The 17,764-nt window shown below is 64.6% G+C and carries 17 protein-coding genes, 1 tRNA gene and 1 other RNA gene; 13 read left to right on the top strand and 6 right to left on the bottom strand.

Features of this window, described 5'->3' with window-relative positions; all coding sequences use genetic code 11:
- Nucleotides 1-13: 13 nt before the first annotated feature.
- The 4 genes from M2341_RS12870 to M2341_RS12855 form a co-directional block, all read right to left on the bottom strand.
- Entirely contained in the window at nucleotides 14-313 is a 300-nt protein-coding gene (locus M2341_RS12870; RefSeq protein WP_264585511.1) for a putative quinol monooxygenase, read from the bottom strand.
- Nucleotides 313-969 (bottom strand): alpha/beta hydrolase, encoded by a 657-nt coding sequence (locus M2341_RS12865; RefSeq protein WP_264585510.1) that lies wholly within the window; start codon nucleotides 967-969, stop codon nucleotides 313-315. Before M2341_RS12865 ends, M2341_RS12870 begins: the two co-directional genes overlap by 1 nt.
- 184 nt (nucleotides 970-1,153) lie before the next feature.
- Nucleotides 1,154-1,798: a hypothetical protein gene (locus M2341_RS12860; RefSeq protein ID WP_264585509.1), complete on the bottom strand. Its 645-nt coding sequence runs from the start codon at nucleotides 1,796-1,798 to the stop codon at nucleotides 1,154-1,156.
- A 218-nt stretch (nucleotides 1,799-2,016) separates the two neighbouring features.
- Nucleotides 2,017-2,808 (bottom strand): TSUP family transporter, encoded by a 792-nt coding sequence (locus M2341_RS12855; RefSeq protein WP_264585508.1) that lies wholly within the window; start codon nucleotides 2,806-2,808, stop codon nucleotides 2,017-2,019.
- Nucleotides 2,809-2,907: 99 nt separating this feature from the next.
- On the opposite strand from M2341_RS12855, the gene M2341_RS12850 reads away from it, so the two are divergent.
- The 13 genes from M2341_RS12850 to M2341_RS12790 all read left to right on the top strand — a co-directional run bounded on the left by M2341_RS12850 (nucleotide 2,908) and on the right by M2341_RS12790 (nucleotide 15,170).
- Complete coding sequence (locus tag M2341_RS12850) at nucleotides 2,908-3,960, top strand: cysteine desulfurase family protein (RefSeq protein WP_264585507.1); 1,053 nt, start codon at nucleotides 2,908-2,910, stop codon at nucleotides 3,958-3,960.
- The gene (locus M2341_RS12845) at nucleotides 3,957-5,063 is read left to right on the top strand and encodes a cysteine desulfurase family protein (RefSeq protein ID WP_264585506.1); all 1,107 of its coding nucleotides are present in this window, start codon (nucleotides 3,957-3,959) and stop codon (nucleotides 5,061-5,063) included. The genes M2341_RS12850 and M2341_RS12845 overlap by 4 nt, the downstream gene beginning before the upstream one ends.
- A complete protein-coding gene (locus tag M2341_RS12840; RefSeq protein ID WP_264585505.1) occupies nucleotides 5,060-5,395 on the top strand; it encodes a 2Fe-2S iron-sulfur cluster-binding protein in 336 nt (111 codons plus the stop codon). The genes M2341_RS12845 and M2341_RS12840 overlap by 4 nt, the downstream gene beginning before the upstream one ends.
- A gap of 177 nt (nucleotides 5,396-5,572) precedes the next feature.
- An RNA gene (ffs, locus tag M2341_RS12835) (signal recognition particle sRNA small type) lies at nucleotides 5,573-5,670 on the top strand.
- Between the two features lie 150 nt (nucleotides 5,671-5,820).
- Nucleotides 5,821-6,729 carry a DMT family transporter gene (locus tag M2341_RS12830; protein ID WP_264585504.1) on the top strand — a complete coding sequence of 303 codons (909 nt, stop codon included), beginning with the start codon at nucleotides 5,821-5,823 and terminating at the stop codon, nucleotides 6,727-6,729.
- Between the two features lie 32 nt (nucleotides 6,730-6,761).
- Nucleotides 6,762-8,525, top strand: a complete 1,764-nt coding sequence (locus M2341_RS12825; protein WP_264585503.1) for a DNA polymerase III subunit gamma/tau — start codon at nucleotides 6,762-6,764, stop codon at nucleotides 8,523-8,525.
- On the top strand, nucleotides 8,525-8,848 hold the full coding sequence (locus M2341_RS12820; protein WP_264570937.1) for a YbaB/EbfC family nucleoid-associated protein: 324 nt from the start codon (nucleotides 8,525-8,527) through the stop codon (nucleotides 8,846-8,848). The genes M2341_RS12825 and M2341_RS12820 overlap by 1 nt, the downstream gene beginning before the upstream one ends.
- Nucleotides 8,849-9,063: 215 nt before the next feature.
- Nucleotides 9,064-11,460 carry an endopeptidase La gene (lon, locus tag M2341_RS12815; RefSeq protein WP_181560267.1) on the top strand — a complete coding sequence of 799 codons (2,397 nt, stop codon included), beginning with the start codon at nucleotides 9,064-9,066 and terminating at the stop codon, nucleotides 11,458-11,460.
- Between the two features lie 253 nt (nucleotides 11,461-11,713).
- Nucleotides 11,714-11,986 (top strand): HU family DNA-binding protein, encoded by a 273-nt coding sequence (locus tag M2341_RS12810; protein WP_181560266.1) that lies wholly within the window; start codon nucleotides 11,714-11,716, stop codon nucleotides 11,984-11,986.
- Nucleotides 11,987-12,243: 257 nt separating this feature from the next.
- Nucleotides 12,244-12,320 (top strand) — tRNA-His (locus M2341_RS12805).
- A gap of 85 nt (nucleotides 12,321-12,405) precedes the next feature.
- Nucleotides 12,406-12,795 (top strand): phosphoribosyl-AMP cyclohydrolase, encoded by a 390-nt coding sequence (gene hisI, locus M2341_RS12800; RefSeq protein ID WP_264585502.1) that lies wholly within the window; start codon nucleotides 12,406-12,408, stop codon nucleotides 12,793-12,795.
- A gap of 111 nt (nucleotides 12,796-12,906) precedes the next feature.
- Nucleotides 12,907-13,341 (top strand): MerR family transcriptional regulator, encoded by a 435-nt coding sequence (locus tag M2341_RS12795; protein WP_181560264.1) that lies wholly within the window; start codon nucleotides 12,907-12,909, stop codon nucleotides 13,339-13,341.
- A gap of 23 nt (nucleotides 13,342-13,364) precedes the next feature.
- The gene (locus M2341_RS12790; RefSeq protein WP_264585501.1) at nucleotides 13,365-15,170 is read left to right on the top strand and encodes an acyl-CoA dehydrogenase C-terminal domain-containing protein; all 1,806 of its coding nucleotides are present in this window, start codon (nucleotides 13,365-13,367) and stop codon (nucleotides 15,168-15,170) included.
- A 77-nt stretch (nucleotides 15,171-15,247) separates the two neighbouring features.
- Here M2341_RS12790 and M2341_RS12785 read toward each other — a convergent pair whose 3' ends face one another.
- Nucleotides 15,248-16,660 carry a cell wall hydrolase gene (locus M2341_RS12785; RefSeq protein ID WP_264585500.1) on the bottom strand — a complete coding sequence of 471 codons (1,413 nt, stop codon included), beginning with the start codon at nucleotides 16,658-16,660 and terminating at the stop codon, nucleotides 15,248-15,250.
- Between the two features lie 177 nt (nucleotides 16,661-16,837).
- The gene (cysK, locus tag M2341_RS12780; protein ID WP_264585499.1) at nucleotides 16,838-17,761 is read right to left on the bottom strand and encodes a cysteine synthase A; all 924 of its coding nucleotides are present in this window, start codon (nucleotides 17,759-17,761) and stop codon (nucleotides 16,838-16,840) included.
- Between the last annotated feature and the right edge of the window lie 3 nt (nucleotides 17,762-17,764).

Raw genomic sequence — 17,764 nt, 5'->3', positions numbered from 1 at the left:
GCACTGGCGCGTGTCAGCCCTCCGAGGTGGCCGAAACCTCATAATGGATGATCTGCTTGTCGCCGATGCCGAGGTCTTCCCATGTGGCGCGCCAGTCCTTCATGTGCTGGCTCGCGGCATGGGCCTGCTGGGCCTCGCGGTTGCGAAAGACCTCGAAGATGCGCAGAAGACCGGGTTCCTCGAGATCCTCGGCGAAGCTGTAGGCGATGCAACCCGGCTCCGCGCGGCTGGCTGCGACCATCCGCGCAATGACCGGACGCGCCGCCGGCAGGTTCTCCGGCGGCAAGCGAACGGTCCCGGCGAGGATCAGCATCAGCGGATCGGCGAATCCGGGGCGAGGCGCATGTCGAGATAGTTGTCGACGCTCATCATCAGCTGGTCGAGCTCATGCTCGAAGAAGTGATTGGCGTTGCGGATCTCGTCATGATGGATGGTGATGCCCTTCTGCGTGCGCAGCTTGTCGACCAGCTTCTGCACGGAGGCGGCGGAGACGACCTCGTCGTTCGCGCCCTGCACGATGATGCCGGAGGCGGGGCAGGGCGCGAGGAACGAGAAATCGTACATGTTGGCGGGCGGCGCCACCGAGATGAAGCCGCGCACTTCCGGCCGGCGCATCAGCAGCTGCATGGAGATCCATGCACCGAACGAGAAACCGGCGATCCACGTCGTCTGCGCTTCCTGATGGAAGCTCTGAATCCAGTCGAGCGCCGCGGCGGCATCCGAGAGCTCGCCAATGCCATTGTCGAACACGCCCTGCGAGCGACCGACACCCCGGAAATTGAACCGCAGCGTCGCAAAACCGCGCTTCACGAAGGTCTTGTAGAGCGCCTGCGTGATGCGATCGTTCATCGTGCCGCCGCCCTGCGGGTGCGGGTGCAGGATCAGCGCAACGGGCGCACGCGGGCGGGGCGGAGGGCTGAAACGACCTTCGAGACGGCCTTCGGGACCGGGAAAAATGACGTCGGGCATGGCACCTGAGACTTGAAATGGGAGCGGGCGACCGAGACTGGCCGACGACGCGGGACGGGCGCTTATATAGGCGGAAGCGCGATTTTCGCAATGTTTCTGGTTGGGGATGAGGAATGCGCAGACGGCGCCATCGAACTTGTTCGCATGAGAAGCCCTCTCCGCGCCTTCACAAGCAGAATTCGGTCTAGCGTTTTTGCTTCACTGGCGGCGATGGGGTCATCGGCACGCCGAGATCGTAAACGCCATCATAGCTCCCGTCCGGCGTGGCAAGGATCGTTAATTTTCGAACCTCGCCGCCAGCCTGATTGGCATCTTGCTCCCCGCAACCCAGATCTGTGCAGGCCCATTTCCGGCCGCCGGTGCCCTGAATGCGGAAGCTGACCGTGCGCGCTTTGGGCAAGAGTGTCGCCATGGGCGGGTAGGGGGTGGTTTCGGCATCCAGCAGGCGCTTGCGGGCATGGAATGAGCCGGTAAGCGCAATGAACAAAGCGCCGTCTTCCGATGAAAAAGACTCTAGCCGCTTGGCCATTTGGCGCTCGCGGTCCGCGCCGTCCTCGATAAAATCTGGCTCGAAGGCGATCACGCGGCCTATCACGCCAGCCTGATGCTGTGTTCTCAGCCACTCCAGCAAGGCGAGCATAGCGAATGAGGATTTGCCATCCGCCCAATCGGGATCCCACAGGGGCGCGTCCGTCAAAGCGAGGCGGGCGTCTTTGCTGCCGTCCGACGCCATATAGGCATCCAGCGCAGCCTGATTTCGCTCCGCATATTCTACGCCGACAATGATGGGTCGGCCGGTTGCGGCAGCGGCGCAGACCCAATCAGCCATGCTGAGGGGCATTTCTTTCGTGCCATGTCCATCCTCACCCAAGAGAATCCAACGAATAGTGGGGTTGGAGACGACATGTTGAGCGCCCTCTGGTGGCGCGCAGGTGACGGGCACCGTGGCCGACGCGGCAAGGATCAGGAGCGACAAGACCATGTCAGCATTGTCCCGACATTGCGAGTTACAGTCAACGATCGAACGGCGTTGTGACAGCGCCCACGTCAGCCCCGGAACCAGCCCAGAGCAGCGGCGGTGAGGGGGTTCGTCGGGTCCAGCAGCAGCTTGGTGGTGAGCGCGAGGGACATGACGATCAGCAGGGGCCGCGCGATTCCGGCGCCGAAGCGGATCGCGAGATAGGCGCCGAATTGTCCGCCTGCGATGCTGCCAACCGCCATGGCAAGGCCGGTGATCCAGAGCACATGCCCGCCGATGATGAACACGATCACGCTGGAGAAATTGCTGGCGAAATTGAGCAGCTTGGTATGGGCTACGGCGCGGATGAGGCCCAGGCCAAACAGGCCGACCAGCGCGGTGGTGAAGAAGGAGCCGGTGCCGGGCCCGAAAAAGCCGTCATAGCCGCCGATGATCGCCGCTGTGACGATGAGCGCGAGCGGGCCGAAGCGGCTGTGCCTGTCCTCATCGCTCATCCGGGGCGAGAAGAGGAAATAGAGCACCATCGCGACCAGCAGCATGGGCAGCAGCGCGGAGAGAAAGCCGGAATCGATCCGCGTCACCAGAAACGCGCCGCCCGCAGAGCCGATAAATGACGCCAGCGCCGGTAAGGCGAAGCGGCGGAAATCAATATGTCCGCGCCGGGCGAAGGCGATGACGGCGCCACAAGTGCCAAAGCTGCTCTGGAGCTTGTTGGTCGCCAGAGCGGTCACGGGCGGGATGCCCGCCGCCAGCAGCGCGGGAATGGTGACGAGGCCGCCGCCGCCCGCCATGGCGTCGATGGTCGCGGCGAGAAACGCCACGGCCATGAGGATAAGGATGATGTCGAAGGCCGGATCCATGCCTTCGCATATCAGGTCTGTGTTGCGCCGCAACATGGCTGATTGCACCAGAGGGCAAATCCATTTGCCGCGGCGCGACGGGCCTGTAGGGAAGGGGCGATGAGCCGACGCATCTATCTCGATCATGCCGCGACCACACCGCTGCTGCCGCAGGCTCGCGCTGCGATGCTGGCCGGGTTCGATGCCTGGGCCAATCCCTCATCGCCGCATGCCGCCGGTCGTCAGGCGCGCGCCATGCTGGAGGATGCCCGCCGCCGCGTGGCGCGGGCGCTGGATTGGGATGGGCGTGTGTTGTTCACCGCCGGCGCGAGCGAGGCGCTGGCCATCGCGTTGACACGCACAAAGGCGTCTCCCTTGCTGGCAGGGGCGAGCGAACATGATGCTGTGCTGCGCCACATCCCGGAGGATCGCCGGATGCCGGTCGATCATGACGGGATCGTGTGCCTGCCCGATGTCATTGCGCCGGGTACGCTGATCGCGATCCAGCAGGTCAATAGCGAGACCGGCGTGATCCAGCCGCTGGAGGCGTTCGCCGAGTGCATCCACGCGCAAAATGGCCTGCTGCTGGCCGATTGCAGCCAATCGGCCGGGAAGATGGCGCTGCCGCAAGGCGCGGACCTGATCGTCCTGAGCGCGCACAAGCTGGGCGGGCCAATCGGCATTGGTGCGCTTCTGGTGCGGGATCTGACGCTGCTGAGCCCAAGCGGCGGGCAGGAGCAAGGCTACCGCGCCGGCACCGAGGCCATGCCGCTGGCGCTAGGCTTTGCGGCGGCGCTGGAAGCTCCGCGCGACTGGTTGGCTGACGTCGCCGGTTGGCGCGAGCGGATGGACGCGGCTATTCTCGCAGCCGGCGGTGAGATCGTGGCGGACGCCTCCGCGCGCTTGCCGACTATCGCCAGCTACCGAATGCCCGGCGTGTCCGCGCAAGCGCAGCTCATCCGCTTCGACATGGCCGGGATTGCGGTGTCGGCGGGCAGTGCCTGCTCGTCGGGCAGCTTGCGCACCAGCCATGTGTTGGCGGCCATGGGTTGGCCGCAGGCTGAGGCCGCCGAGGTGATCCGTGTCACTATGGGGCATGATACGTGCGCGGCCGACATTGACGATTTTCTCACTGAGTGGCAGGCCATCGCGCACGGGAACGCAAGACGATGATCTACCTCGATTACCAGGCCACCACGCCGCTGGCGCCGGAGGTTGCGGATGCCATGGTGGCCGCGATGGATCATTATGGCAATCCGAACAGCGCGCACCGCGTCGGCCGCATCGCGGCGGCGGATGTCGAGCTGGCGCGGGGTCGCATCCTCGATGCGCTGGGCCGCGCGGATGGCCGCCTGATCTTCACCAGCGGCGCGACCGAAGCGCTGAACATGGCCATTATCGGCGCCGCGCGGGCTGCTCCGCAGGGCCGGCGAAGGGTGGTAACGGTGGCGACCGAACATGCCGCCGTGCTCGATACGGTGATGGCTTTGCGCCGCGAGGGTTTCGAGCCAGTAATCGTGCCGGTGAATGCCGACGGGCTGGTCGATCTGGAGATTGCCGAGGCGGCGATCGACGAGCGAGCCGCCTTGCTTGCGGTAATGCAGGTGAACAACGAGATTGGCGTGGTGCAGCCACTCGACCGGCTGTTCGTGATCGCGCGCGCGGCTGGCGTGCCGACATTGTGCGACGCCGTGCAGGGTTTCGGCCGACTGGCGACCCCTCAGGCGGACCTGATCGCGATCAGCGCTCACAAGATTCACGGCCCCAAGGGCGTGGGCGCGCTGTGGCTGCGGGAAGGGCTTGACCTGCCGCCGCTCATGCATGGTGGCGGGCAGGAGCAGGGGGTGAGACCGGGAACGCTCTCACCCATGCTCTGCGCGGGCTTCGGTATGGCTGCGCAACTGGCGGCGCAGCGCCGCTATGCCGACCTTGCCCATGTCGAGGCGCTCTGGACGCGCGCGCTGGAGCTGTTTGCGGATTGGCGCCTCAATGGCACCGGGGAGGCGCGCTATCATGGCAATCTCAATCTCCGCCGGGCGGGGCTGGACGCGGCGCGGCTGATATCGGATGTACGGACCGTCGCCGTCTCGCTCGGGTCTGCTTGCGCGAGCGGGTCCGGCCGGCCGAGCCATGTGCTCAAGGCCATGGGGCTCAGCGATGCAGAAGCGCGCAGTTCGGTGCGGATCGGTATGGGGCGCTACACCAGCATGGCTGATCTGGAAGAAGCCGCGAGCCTGCTCAATCAGGCCGCCGACGCACAGGGAGTGCCCGCATGACCTTAGTCCGCTTCGTCAGCGCCAATGGCGAACATGTGCAGGAAGTGGAGGCCAGCGCGGGCGACATTCTGCTCGACGTGGCCCAGGCCGCCGGTCAGCCGCTGGAAGGCACCTGCGAGGGGCAGATGGCCTGCTCCACCTGCCATGTGATCGTGGACGCGGAGGACTTCAGAAAGCTCCCCCGCGCCAGCGAGGATGAGGAGGACATGCTCGATCTGGCGGCTTCCACCACCCGGACCAGCCGGCTCTCCTGCCAAATCGTGCTGAGTGACGCGCTGGAGACGCTGACCGTTCACATTCCCGCCGAGAGTCGGAACATGCAGGGGGCGTGAGGCAGGGCAGGCTGGCCACTCCCGTCGTTCTCCGTCATCTTCGTGAACAAGGAAATCCAGAACCAGCTGAACCGCTCTTCCGCTCCTGGATTCCCGCGTTGGCGGGATTGACGGGAAAGTGACCTCACGGCTGGCCTCGCGCCGCTTGCATTTCCCGCCTCATGCCGCCATATGCGCCGCGGAAGTCGGGCGGACGTAGTCTTCGCCAACCTGGTCAGGTCCTGACGGAAGCAGCCACAACGAATTCGCTGCGGGTCGTTCCGGCTTCCACCTCCTCTTCATTGTCATCGCCTTGTTCTGCAGCGCTCTTCTGCTTGCGGGCCTGCGCGCGGACTTGCCGGGGGCAGGATAGGGCGTCATGGGCATGGCGTCATAGGCAGGCCGCGCTTTCGTGGCTGAGCGGCGCGCGCGAAAGGACTGAGTTCATGGCCGGCAGATCCCGAACCATCGTCTATCTCATGCTGGTGCTGGTGATGCTGCTTTGGTCCGGCAACTCCGTGGTTGCGCGGGCCATCCACACGGAAATGCCGCCCTTCACACTGGCCTTCTGGCGCTGGAGCGGCGCGACGCTGATCGCATTGCCGGTCGCCTGGCGCTATTTGCGGCAGGACTGGCCCGTGGCGAAAGCCAACTGGAAGATCATCCTGTTCCTCGGCGTGATCGGCGTCGGCTGCTTCAACGCGTTCATGTATTCCGGCCTGCAATATACGACGGCGGCGAACAGCCTGCTCATCCAGGCCGCCATTCCGGCGCTGGTGCTGTTGTTCGATTTCCTGTTCTTCCGCAATCGCCCGCGCGCTATGCAGGTGGTGGGCGTGATCATGGCCGCTGCCGGCGTGCTCACGATCATCCTGCAGGGCAATCCTTCGGCCCTGTTCTCGATGGTGTTCAACCGGGGCGATCTGCTGGTGCTGTGCGCGGTTAGCCTCTGGTCGCTCTACACGGTGTTTCTGCGCCTGCGGCCGAAGATCCACGGGCTGAGCTTTCTGGCCATCACCGCGTTCATCGGCGTGCTGTGCATGGCGCCCCTGTCCGCTTATGAACTGACGCATGCGCGGGTGATCATGACGCCCGGCGTGGCGGCGGGCGTGGCCTATGTCATCCTGCTGCCCTCGCTGGTCGCCTACTTTCTGTTCAACCTGGCGGTGGACCAGATCGGGGCGGGCGATGCCGGGCAGGTGATCAACCTGCAACCGGTGTTCGGTGCGCTGCTGGCGGCATTGCTGCTGAACGAGCCGCTGCATGGCTATCATCTGGCGGGGATGGGCCTCATCTTCATCGGCATCGCGCTGCCGTTCCTGCGGCGATCCGTCCGCACCCCGATGGCGCATTAACTTCTGGCGCGAGTGCGGCTAGAACGGGCCCAATGACCGATTCCTCAGACGATCCGGGCTTCGACCTCGGCGAACCGCCCCGGCCGCCAGCGGCTGTCGCGCCCATCGCTGGGCCGGACGCGCCCGCCTATCGCGTGCTGGCCCGCGCTTATCGCCCGCAGACCTTTGCCGAACTGATCGGCCAGGAGGCGATGGTGCGCACGCTCGCCAATGCGATCAAGCGTGAGCGTTTGCCCCACGCCTTCCTGATGACCGGCGTGCGCGGGGTGGGGAAGACCTCTACCGCGCGGCTGATCGCCAAGGCGCTCAATTGCGTCGGTCCCGACGGGCAGGGCGGGCCGACCATCGATCCCTGCGGCGTGTGCGAGCCGTGCAAGGCGATTGCCGAGGGGCGCCATATCGATGTGATCGAGATGGACGCGGCCAGCCACACCGGCGTCGACGATGTGCGCGAGATCATCGAGGCGGTGCGCTATGCGGCGGTCTCGGCACGGTTCAAAATCTACATCATCGACGAAGTCCACATGCTCTCGCGCAATGCTTTCAATGCATTGCTCAAGACTCTTGAGGAACCGCCCGAGCATGTGAAATTCCTGTTCGCCACCACCGAGGTGAACAAGGTGCCGATCACGGTGCTCTCCCGCTGCCAGCGCTTCGACCTGCGGCGCATCCCGGTGGAACTGCTGGTCGATAATTTCCGCATGATTTGCGGCAAGGAAGGCGTCGTCGCCGAGGACGATGCCCTGCGCCTCATTGCCACCGCCGCGGAAGGCTCGGCGCGCGATGGTCAGTCGATCCTCGATCAGGCGATTGCGCATGCCGGGGTCGGCGAGGATGGACGGCCCTACGTGCAGGCCGATCAGGTTCGCGAAATGCTCGGCCTGTCGGATCGCGGCGCGACGCGGCGGCTGTTCGACCAGATTCTCGATGGCGATGCACCGGCGGTGCTGGCGACATTGGGCGAGCAGGAAGCGCTTGGCGTCGAGCCGCTCGCCACGGTGAATGCGTTGCTCGATCTCATCCATGCCGCGACGACGGCCAAGGCCGGGCGCGGTGCCGGCCTCGACCGGATGCCGGAGGCCGAGCGCGGCGCGATTGCCGGCTGGGCAGAGCAATTGTCTTTCCCGGTGCTGCATCGGTTGTGGCAATTGCTGCTCAAAGGCCATGCCGAAGTGGCTGCTGCGGCGCGACCCCATGCGGCGTGCGAGATGGCGCTCCTGCGGCTCATTCACGCATCCGCCATGCCGGATCCGGCGGAACTCGCGCGGCTCATCCGCGACGGTGCCGGTGGCGGGCAGGCGAGCCTGACGATGCCGGCCCCTGCGCCCAGTGGGACGTTGAGCGAAGCGGCCCAGTCGGCCCCGAGCGCTCCGCCGCCGCCCGCGCCGGCAGCCGCGCCTGAGCCGGAAGCGGCAACGCCAGCGCTGCCGACGGATTTTGCGGCGATGGTCGAGGCGCTCAAGGCGCGCCATGCCCGGCTCAGCGCGGAGCTGCATGATTATGTGAGCCTTGTGCATTATGCTCCGCCGGAGCTGGCCTTCCGCATCCTCCAGCCGCTCGACGCCGATTTCCCCCGGCAAGTAGCGGCGGCGTTGCGTGAGGTGACGGGCGAGGTCTGGGATGTCCGCTCGACGGACGCCCACGGCCAGCCAAGTCTGCGCGAGCAGGAGCAGGCCGCCAAGGAAGCGCGGCTTGCCCAGATCAGCGCTGCCCCTATCGTGGCTGCCGCGCTGGAAGCATTCCCCGGAGCACGGCTCGTGGACCCGGAAGATGAGCAATATAGGAGTGAAGGCTGATGAAGGACCTCAACGACATTCTCGGCATGGCCAGCCGGGTGCAGGAGGAAATGCAGAAGGCGCAGGCCGAACTCGATAATATCGAGGTCGAGGGTGCGTCCGGCGGCGGACTGGTCAAGGTGCGGGCGAGCGCCAAGGGCCGTATCCTTGGCCTTTCGGTCGATGAGAGCCTGATCGTGCCAGCCGACAAGACGATGCTGGAAGACCTGATTGTCGCCGCCTTCAATGATGCGCGCGCCAAGGCGGATGAAGCCGCCAACGAGCAGATGAGCAAGATGACTGCTGGTCTGCCGCTGCCGCCGGGCTTCAAGATGCCCTTCTGATCGGCGTAAAAAGGCGATAGTTTTACCCGCGCTTAACCAGTTCGGCAGTCAGTAGCTTTTCGCGCCGTTGAAATGCGCGCGCGGCTGAACGATATGATGCATTGATCGTTTTTCGCGATGCGCGGGAAAAGCGACCGGGTTGTGAAGCGGCCCCTTCTGCACGAAGGCGGTTCGCAGGCTCAGGGGTAAGGCCCCCTGGCTGGATTGGAGTGACAATGGATCTTGATCTGCCTCTCTTGCCGCTGCGGGATATCGTCGTTTTCCCCCAGATGATCGTGCCCCTGTTCGTGGGACGCGACAAGAGCGTGACGGCGCTTGAAAAGGCGATGGCGGGCGACAAGGACATCTTCCTCGTCGCGCAGCTCGACCCGAGCGAGGACGATCCGGACCGGGAAGCGCTTTACGACATGGGCGTCATTGCCAGCATCGTGCAGATGCTCAAGCTGCCCGATGGCAATGTCCGCGTGCTGGTGGAAGGCAAGCAGCGCGCCTCCCTGACCGCGTTGACGGATGCTGAGGATCATATCGTCGCCACCGTGGCGCCGCTGGACGATATCGTCGTGGGCGGCGCCGAGGTCGAGGCGATGATGCGCTCGGTCACCGACCAGTTCGAGAATTACGCCAAGCTCAACAAGAAGCTGCCGGCGGAAGCTGCCGCGCAATTGCGCGAGATCACCGAGGCTGGCCGCCTGTCCGATTTCATTGCGGCCAACCTGGCCGTGAAGGTCGCCGACAAGCAGTCGCTGCTGGTCGAGGGTGATCCGCTCAAGCGCCTGGAAATGGTCTTTGCCTTCATGGAAGGCGAACTCGGCGTGCTGCAGGTCGAGAAGAAAATCCGTGGCCGCGTGAAGCGCCAGATGGAGAAGACCCAGCGCGAATATTATCTCAACGAGCAGCTCAAGGCGATCCAGCGCGAGCTGGGCGGCGGCGAAGGCGAGGAGGGCGATGAGCTTTCCGAGCTGACCGAGAAGATCAAGAAGACGCGCCTGAGCAAGGAAGCGCGCAGCAAGGCGGAAGCCGAGCTCAAGAAGCTGCGCTCCATGCAGCCCATGTCGGCCGAAGCGACGGTGGTCCGCAATTATCTCGATGCGCTGCTCGGCGTGCCGTGGGGCAAGAAGAGCAAGCTTAAAAAGGATCTGGTGAAGGCGCAGGAAGTGCTGGATGCCGATCACTTCGCGCTCGACAAGGTCAAGGACCGGATTATCGAATATCTCGCCGTGCAGGCGCGCTCTGACAAGCTGAAAGGGCCGATCCTGTGCCTCGTCGGTCCGCCGGGTGTCGGCAAGACCTCGCTCGGTCGTTCCATTGCCAAGGCGACAGGCCGCGAGTTCGTGCGCCAGTCGCTGGGCGGCGTGCGGGACGAGGCCGAGATTCGGGGCCATCGCCGCACTTATATCGGCTCCATGCCGGGCAAGATCGCGTCCAACCTCAAAAAGGCCGGCGCGATGAACCCGCTGGTGCTGCTCGACGAGATCGACAAGCTCGGCCAGGATTTCCGGGGCGATCCGGCATCGGCGCTGCTCGAGGTGCTGGACCCGGAGCAGAACAGCAAGTTCCAGGACCATTATCTGGAGATCGACCTCGATCTGTCGGATGTGATGTTCGTCACGACTGCCAACAGCCTCAATCTTCCGCAGGCGCTGCTCGATCGCATGGAGATCATCCGGCTGGAGGGCTACACCGAGGATGAAAAGCTGGAGATTGCCCAGCGGCATCTGATCGAAAAGCAGATCGAGGCCCATGGGCTGAAAGAAGGCGAATTCGCCATCGAGGAAGCCGCGCTGCGCGACCTCATTCGCTATTATACGCGGGAAGCGGGCGTGCGGACGCTCGAGCGCGAGATTGCGCGTCTGGCGCGCAAGGCGCTCCGCCGGATTCTTGAGGGCAAGGAAACCAGCGTGACCATCACGCCGGAGAATCTCGGCGATTATGCGGGCGTGCGGAAATTCCGTCACGGCATTTCCGAGGAAGAGCACCAGATCGGTGCCGTCACCGGCCTTGCCTGGACGGAAGTGGGCGGCGAACTGCTCACCATCGAATCGGTGACGGTCCCCGGCAAGGGCCAGATCAAGACGACCGGCAAGCTCGGCGACGTGATGACCGAGTCGGTGCAGGCGGCTTTCTCCTATGTGAAGGCGCGCGCCCCGGCTTATGGCATCAAGCCGAGCATCTTCAACCGCAAGGATATTCATATCCACCTTCCCGAAGGCGCCGTGCCCAAGGATGGGCCGAGCGCTGGCATCGGCATGGTGACCTCCATCGTCTCGACGTTGACCGGCATCCCCGTCCACAAGGATGTCGCGATGACCGGCGAAGTGACGCTGCGCGGCCGGGTTCTGCCCATTGGCGGGCTGAAGGAAAAACTGCTCGCTGCGCTGCGCGGGGGGATCAAGACCGTGCTCATTCCGCAGGAGAATGAGAAGGACTTGGTGGAGATTCCGGCGAACATCAAGGAAGGCCTTGAAATCGTGCCGGTGAGCCATGTGGACGAGGTGCTTGCTCGCGCGCTCACCGGGGCGCTCACGCCGATTGACTGGTCCGAGGAAGATGATCTCGCCGCCCAGCCTCCGATCGGCTCGGCAGCCGAGCATGAGCAGCGGATGCGGCACTGAGTCTCGCGATGATCGTCATGACACCGATGCCCAAAACAGCCCGATTTGAAGTTAAGGGCGGTTAAGGATCGTCGTAAATGGGCCGGTCCGTCGCCCGGACCGGACCGATCATCGTGAAAAACAGCGTAAATCAGGGTTTTTAACGGGTTTGAGGCGCAAATCTCTTTGACACTTGCGACGAAGCAAGCCTTTATGCGCGCCTTCGTCGCATGATTCCCACCACAAGTTTTCTCAAGAAGGGGGTTCCCAAGGCATGAACAAGCAGGATCTCATCAGTTCGGTCGCGGATCAGAGCGGCCTCACCAAGGCCGATGCGAACAAGGCTGTTGAGGCAGTGTTCGACGCGATCACCGCCGCTCTCAAGAAGGGCGATGAAGTTCGCCTCGTTGGCTTCGGCACGTTCTCCGTTTCGCAGCGCAAGGCCTCGACCGGTCGCAACCCGCGCACCGGCGAAACCATGGCGATCAAGGCTTCCAGCCAGCCGAAGTTCAAGGCCGGCAAGGGTCTCAAGGACGCCGTCAACTAATCAACTCGATCGATCGTTGCCCCGCGCTTTCCGGCCGGGGCACCGCTTGATTGGATCGCCGACAGGGAACGCGACGTCCCATGTCGGCAAAGGCCGGGCTCCGCCTGGCCTTTTTGATTTTCAGCCGGGGTGAGGGCTGACGATGCCCGGTCTGCCGGGAAAAGCGTGCTAATCCCGAAAGGGGCGCGCTCTGTGCTTGACGGCGGTCCTCCCCGGGCATTATGGGCCGCCTCTCGATAGCGTCGATGGACGCTGTGGCGATCGTAGCTCAGTTGGTTAGAGCGCTGGTTTGTGGTACCAGAGGTCGCGGGTTCGGATCCCGTCGATCGCCCCATTTTCTTTTCCGAGATTTGGATGCCTGGCCGCTGCGCTGCGTACGCGGGGCTGACAGCCCGTCGCGCGCCGCCTATAGGCACGGCATGGCAAAAGCAGACGATGATCGGGAGGAAGGGCTGCGGCTCAATCCTCGCTATGACCGCGACGGGTTGATCACAGCCGTGGCGAGCAATGTCGATACCGGCGAATTGCTGATGCTCGCGCATATGAACGCGCAGGCTCTGGCTGCGACGATCGAAACGCGCGTTGCCCATTTCTGGTCCCGGAGCCGGGACAAGCTCTGGCGCAAGGGCGAGGAGTCCGGCAACGAACTCCACATCGTCGACATGCGGATAGATTGCGATCAGGACGCCATCTGGCTGCTGGTCAAGCCCGTGGGTCCGGCCTGCCACACGGGCCGCGTCAGTTGTTTCTATCGCCGCGTCACGGATGACGGGCTCGAATGGATCGACCGCGAGCCGCACGCCCATTGATCGGTTACGGATATGTCGCTCAGTCTCCCCGGGACGCCGGCGCGGAGGGGTTGATTTTCCGTTGACGTAAACGTAAACTGCGCGTCTGACCTTCACGGAAGGATGGATGCAATGACGAAGCTCCAGATGATTGCCGGCATTCCCCAGCCGGAACGGGACGGGCGGGAAGAGTTTTCGATCTCCGACCTGTGCGATGAATTCGAAGTAACGCCGCGCGCTCTGCGCTTTTACGAGGATGAGGAACTCATCTCGCCGCGCCGGCAGGGCCTGACGCGGGTTTACAGCCATCGCGATCGCGCGCGGCTCGCGTGGATCTTGCGCGGCAAGCGGGTGGGATTCAGCCTGGCCGAAATCCGCGACATGATCGACCTGTACGATGCCGGCGACGGTCGGCGCACCCAGCGCGAATTTACCGTCGCCAAATGCGAGGAGCGGATCGGATTGCTCCAGCGGCAGCGGCAGGATATCGACGAAGCGATTGAAGAGCTGAAGAATTTCGTCGCGCTCGTCGAGGAAAATCAGCGCCTGTCAGGCGAACTCAACTAAGACTTTCTACCACGGAGAGGCCCATGCCCAGCTATAAGGCGCCCGTCGCCGACACCATGTTCATCCTCAACGAGATCGTCGGGCTGGAGCGTCTGACGAACAATCCCGGCTTTGCTTCGGCGACCAGCGATATCGTTCAGGCCATTCTCGAAGAGGGCGGCAAGTTCGCCAGCGAGGTGCTCAGCCCGCTCAATGCCGTGGGCGACCAGATTGGCTGCAAGCGCAATGACGATGGCACGGTGACGACGCCGCCGGGCTTTCAGGAGGCCTTCGACCAGTTCGTCGCGGGTGGCTGGACCACGCTGCATGCGCCGGAGGAATATGGCGGGCAGGGGCTGCCCATCGTCCTGGCGATCGCCGCCGAGGAATATTTCACGGCATCGAACCACGGCTTCAACATGTATCACGGCCTGACCGGCGCCGCGGTCAGCGCGATCCTCGCCAAGGGCGACGATACGCTCAAGCAGAAATATGTGCCCAACATGGTCTCCGGCCAGTGGTGCGGCACCATGAACCTGACCGAGCCGCACTGCGGCACCGACCTCGGCCTCATCAAGACGCGCGCGTTGCCGCAGGATGATGGCAGCTACAAGATCACCGGCACCAAGATATTCATCTCGGCCGGCGAGCACAGCATGGCCGAGAACATCATCCACCTCGTGCTGGCAAAGACGCCGGGCGCTCCGGCCGGCAGCAAGGGCATCTCGCTCTTCCTCGTGCCCAAGATGATGGTCGATGACGATGGCTCGCTGGGCGCGCACAACGCCGTCACCTGCGGTTCCATCGAGCACAAGATGGGCATTCACGGCAACGCGACCTGCGTCATGAACTATGACGATGCGACCGGCTGGATGATCGGGGAGGAGAATAAGGGCCTCGCTGCGATGTTCATCATGATGAACCAGGCACGGCTCGGCGTGGGCCTTCAGGGCCTCGCGCAAGGCGAGCTGGCCTATCAGCAGGCGGTCCATTATGCGATGGACCGACGGCAGGGCCGCGCTCTGACCGGCGCTGCAGAGCCGGACAAGCCTGCCGATACGCTGTTCGTGCACCCCGATGTCCGCCGGATGCTGATGGAGTGCAAGGCGCTCACCGAAGGCCTGCGCGCGCTGGTGCTATGGGGCGCGCTGCAGGTCGATCTCATCAAATATGCGCCGACCGAGGAAGAGCGTCAGGCGGCGGATGACATCATCTCGCTGCTTACCCCGGTCATCAAGGGCTATGGCACGGACAAGGGCTTCGACGTCGCGGTGCTGGCACAGCAGGTGTTCGGCGGCCATGGCTACATCCGCGAATGGGGCGTGGAGCAGGCGGTGCGCGATGCGCGGATCACCATGATCTACGAAGGCACCAATGGCGTTCAGGCGATGGATTTGGTCGGCCGCAAGCTGCCCGCCAATGGGGGGCGCGCGGTGCAGGCGCTGTTCAAGATGGTCGCTGAGGATGTCGCCGCCGGCAAGGCCGTGCCGGAGACGGCTGCTATTGCTGAGGCTCTGGAGAAGGCCAATCAGCAGCTGCAGGCCGCGACCATGTGGCTGATGCAAAATGCCATGCAGAACCCGAACAATGCCGGCGCCGCGGCTTACGCCTATATGCACATCACCGGCATCGTCGCGACGGGCATGATGTGGCTGCGTATGGCGATGGCCGCGCAGGCGCAGCTCAATGCCGGCACAGGCAATCCCGACTATATGAAGGCCAAGCTGGTGACGGCGCGCTACTTCGCCGAGCGCATCATGCCGGAAGCCGGCGCACTGCGTCGCAAGATCGAGGGCGGTGCCGAGGTGCTGATGGAACTGCCGCCGGAGGCGTTCCTGACGGCAGCCTGATCGGGCTTATCCTGCGGGATCAAGAAGCGGCTTCCTCTCTCCGGAGAGGGAGCCGTTTTCACGTCGATGGCTGAGGTTCAGGGCTTTGCAGATGCCGGCGCATCAGCCCGCAGCGGCGCCTTGAACAGCGCGGCGTCGCCGGGCTTGAGCGGCACCAGCTCGCCGCGCTGCATGTCGGCAACGGGGCGCGCGCCGTCCGGCAGGTTGATCCGCGAGCCTTCACCTCGTTCGTCGGCCAGCAGCTTGGGCGCGGGTGCGCTCGGCGTGCGGCGGACCATGCAGCTGACGCGCGGCACGTCGCGGAACTCGTCGCAATTGTAGAGCGTGCGCTCAATGCCGCTGTCCTTCATGCGGATATAGGAGAAAGACATGGAGGCGAGGCTGGTTTCCGCGACCGGGAAGCTGCGCGGCGTCGCCTTATCGCTCGTCCAGGCCAGCAAGCGACACTGCGCGCGCCCGGCGCACAGGCGCGCGGCGGCGTCGGCATAGCGGGCCGGGTCGCCGCCCGGATCGAGTGTCATCACAAACCCTGTGCCGCCGGGTTCGACGGCAGCCAGCCGACCGGGGCCGATGCGCTTGCCGATATCCGCAGCACCAAGCAACGCCGGTGCGGTGGCGTCGTCGATCAGCGAGCCGGGCAAGGTGCCGGCCAGCGCGCCATCATCGGCGTGAACGGGCGACAAGGCGGCAAGCTTGGCGATGGCGGGCTCGGCAGCGATGCTGAGGCTCCGCGCAAAGGCCGGCGGTGTGCCCCACCAGCCCTCCCAGCGGAAGAACAGGTGCGTATCGACCGCCGCGACCTTGTCGAGCGACTTGCTCCAATAAGGCATCACCCAGTCGGTATGATAATGGGTGCTGTAGCCGACAGGCGCATAGACATCGCCTGCGAGCATCCGTGCCGCATTGCCCCGGGCGCGATCCCAGGCTGACGGGGATGGGCGACGCGCCATGGCACCATCGCAGGTAAAGGTAAACTGGCAGCCGGTGGCGCGCTCCTGCCCTTGGAAGACCACGCCGCACACCGTCTTGGGGAAGGCGGGGTGGCGCAGGCGATTGAGCACCACCTGTCCCACAGCGCGCTGGCCCTTGGCGTCGTCGCCGGCCTCATAGATCATCGCGGCGGCAAGACAGTCGGTTGCGCGGCCCAATGCCATCGCGTCGCCCCTGAACGTGAAGGGGCGCGCGGCAGGATTGGGCGCGGTCGAGAAGGGGATCTGCGCGTTCAGTTGGCGCGCCTGATCGGGATGGGAGGCGTCGAGCACCAGCGGCTCGACGACGGGCACGGGGCTGTTATCCGGTGCCTTGGGCAGAGCTGTGCTCACGGCCTCGCTGCCGGACAGGGCGGTAACGCTGGAGCGATTGCCGATGGCGAGCAGCGCCAGAGCGCCGGTGAGGATCAGCCCCAGCAGGCCAGCCAGCACGAGTCGGCCTTGGCGCGAAGAGAGCGCCGGGAATGCCGATTTTCGCGCAATCAGACCGTTGCTTGCCATACGTCCTTCCGCCAAAGCCGCCATGCGCGGCCGGAGAGGGGCGGTATGTGTGCCTTTAGGCAGCGTTAGGCAAGAGCGGCACGGCCAGCCGCCCGGCCACAGGGACGGCCGTGCCATAACGGGAAATTCCGGCCGGCAAGTCTTAACGGCTCGCCGGCACGGGATGGTCGGCCCGGATCAGCCGGCTTCGGGCAGGAAGTCCGGCACCGAAAGATAGCGCTCGCCAGTGTCGTAATTGAAGCCCAGCACCTTAGCGCCGGCGGGCAGTTCCGGCAGCTTCTGGGCGATAGCGGCGAGCGTCGCGCCGGAGGAGATGCCGACCAGCACGCCTTCCTCGCTGGCAGCGCGGCGGGCATAATCCTTGGCATCGGCGGGATCGACCTGGATCACGCCGTCCAGCAGATCGGTGTGCAGATTGGCCGGAATGAAACCGGCGCCGATGCCCTGGATCGGGTGCGGGCCGGGCGCGCCGCCACTGATGACCGGGGAGAGCGTCGGCTCCACGGCAAAGACCTTAAGGCTTGGCCACATCGCCTTGAGCACCTGCGCGCAGCCCGTGATGTGGCCGCCGGTGCCGACGCCGGTGATCAGCGCATCCAGCGGCTCGTCGGCGAAATCATTGAAGATTTCCTGCGCCGTCGTGCGGACATGGACATCGATATTGGCCGGATTTTCGAACTGCTGCGGCATCCACGCACCCGGCGTGGCCGCGACGATCTCCAGCGCGCGCTCGATGGCGCCCTTCATGCCCTTTTCCCGCGGGGTGAGGTCGAAGCTGGCACCGTAGGCCAGCATCAGTCGGCGGCGCTCAAGGCTCATGCTCTCGGGCATGACGAGGACGAGCTTATAGCCCTTCACGGCGGCGACCATGGCAAGACCAATGCCGGTGTTGCCTGAGGTTGGCTCGACGATGACACCGCCGGGCTTCAAGCTGCCGTCCTTTTCCGCAGCTTCGATCATGGCCAGCGCGATGCGGTCCTTGATCGATCCGCCGGGGTTGGAGCGCTCGGACTTGATCCAGACATTCGCATCGCCAAATAGGCGGTTGAAGCGGATATGCGGCGTGCCGCCGATCGTTTCGAGAATGGACGAGACTTTCATGGG

This window comes from Sphingobium sp. B7D2B (assembly GCF_025961895.1).
Taxonomy (GTDB): Bacteria; Pseudomonadota; Alphaproteobacteria; order Sphingomonadales; family Sphingomonadaceae; genus Sphingobium.
This window is presented reverse-complemented; position numbering and strand designations above follow the sequence as displayed.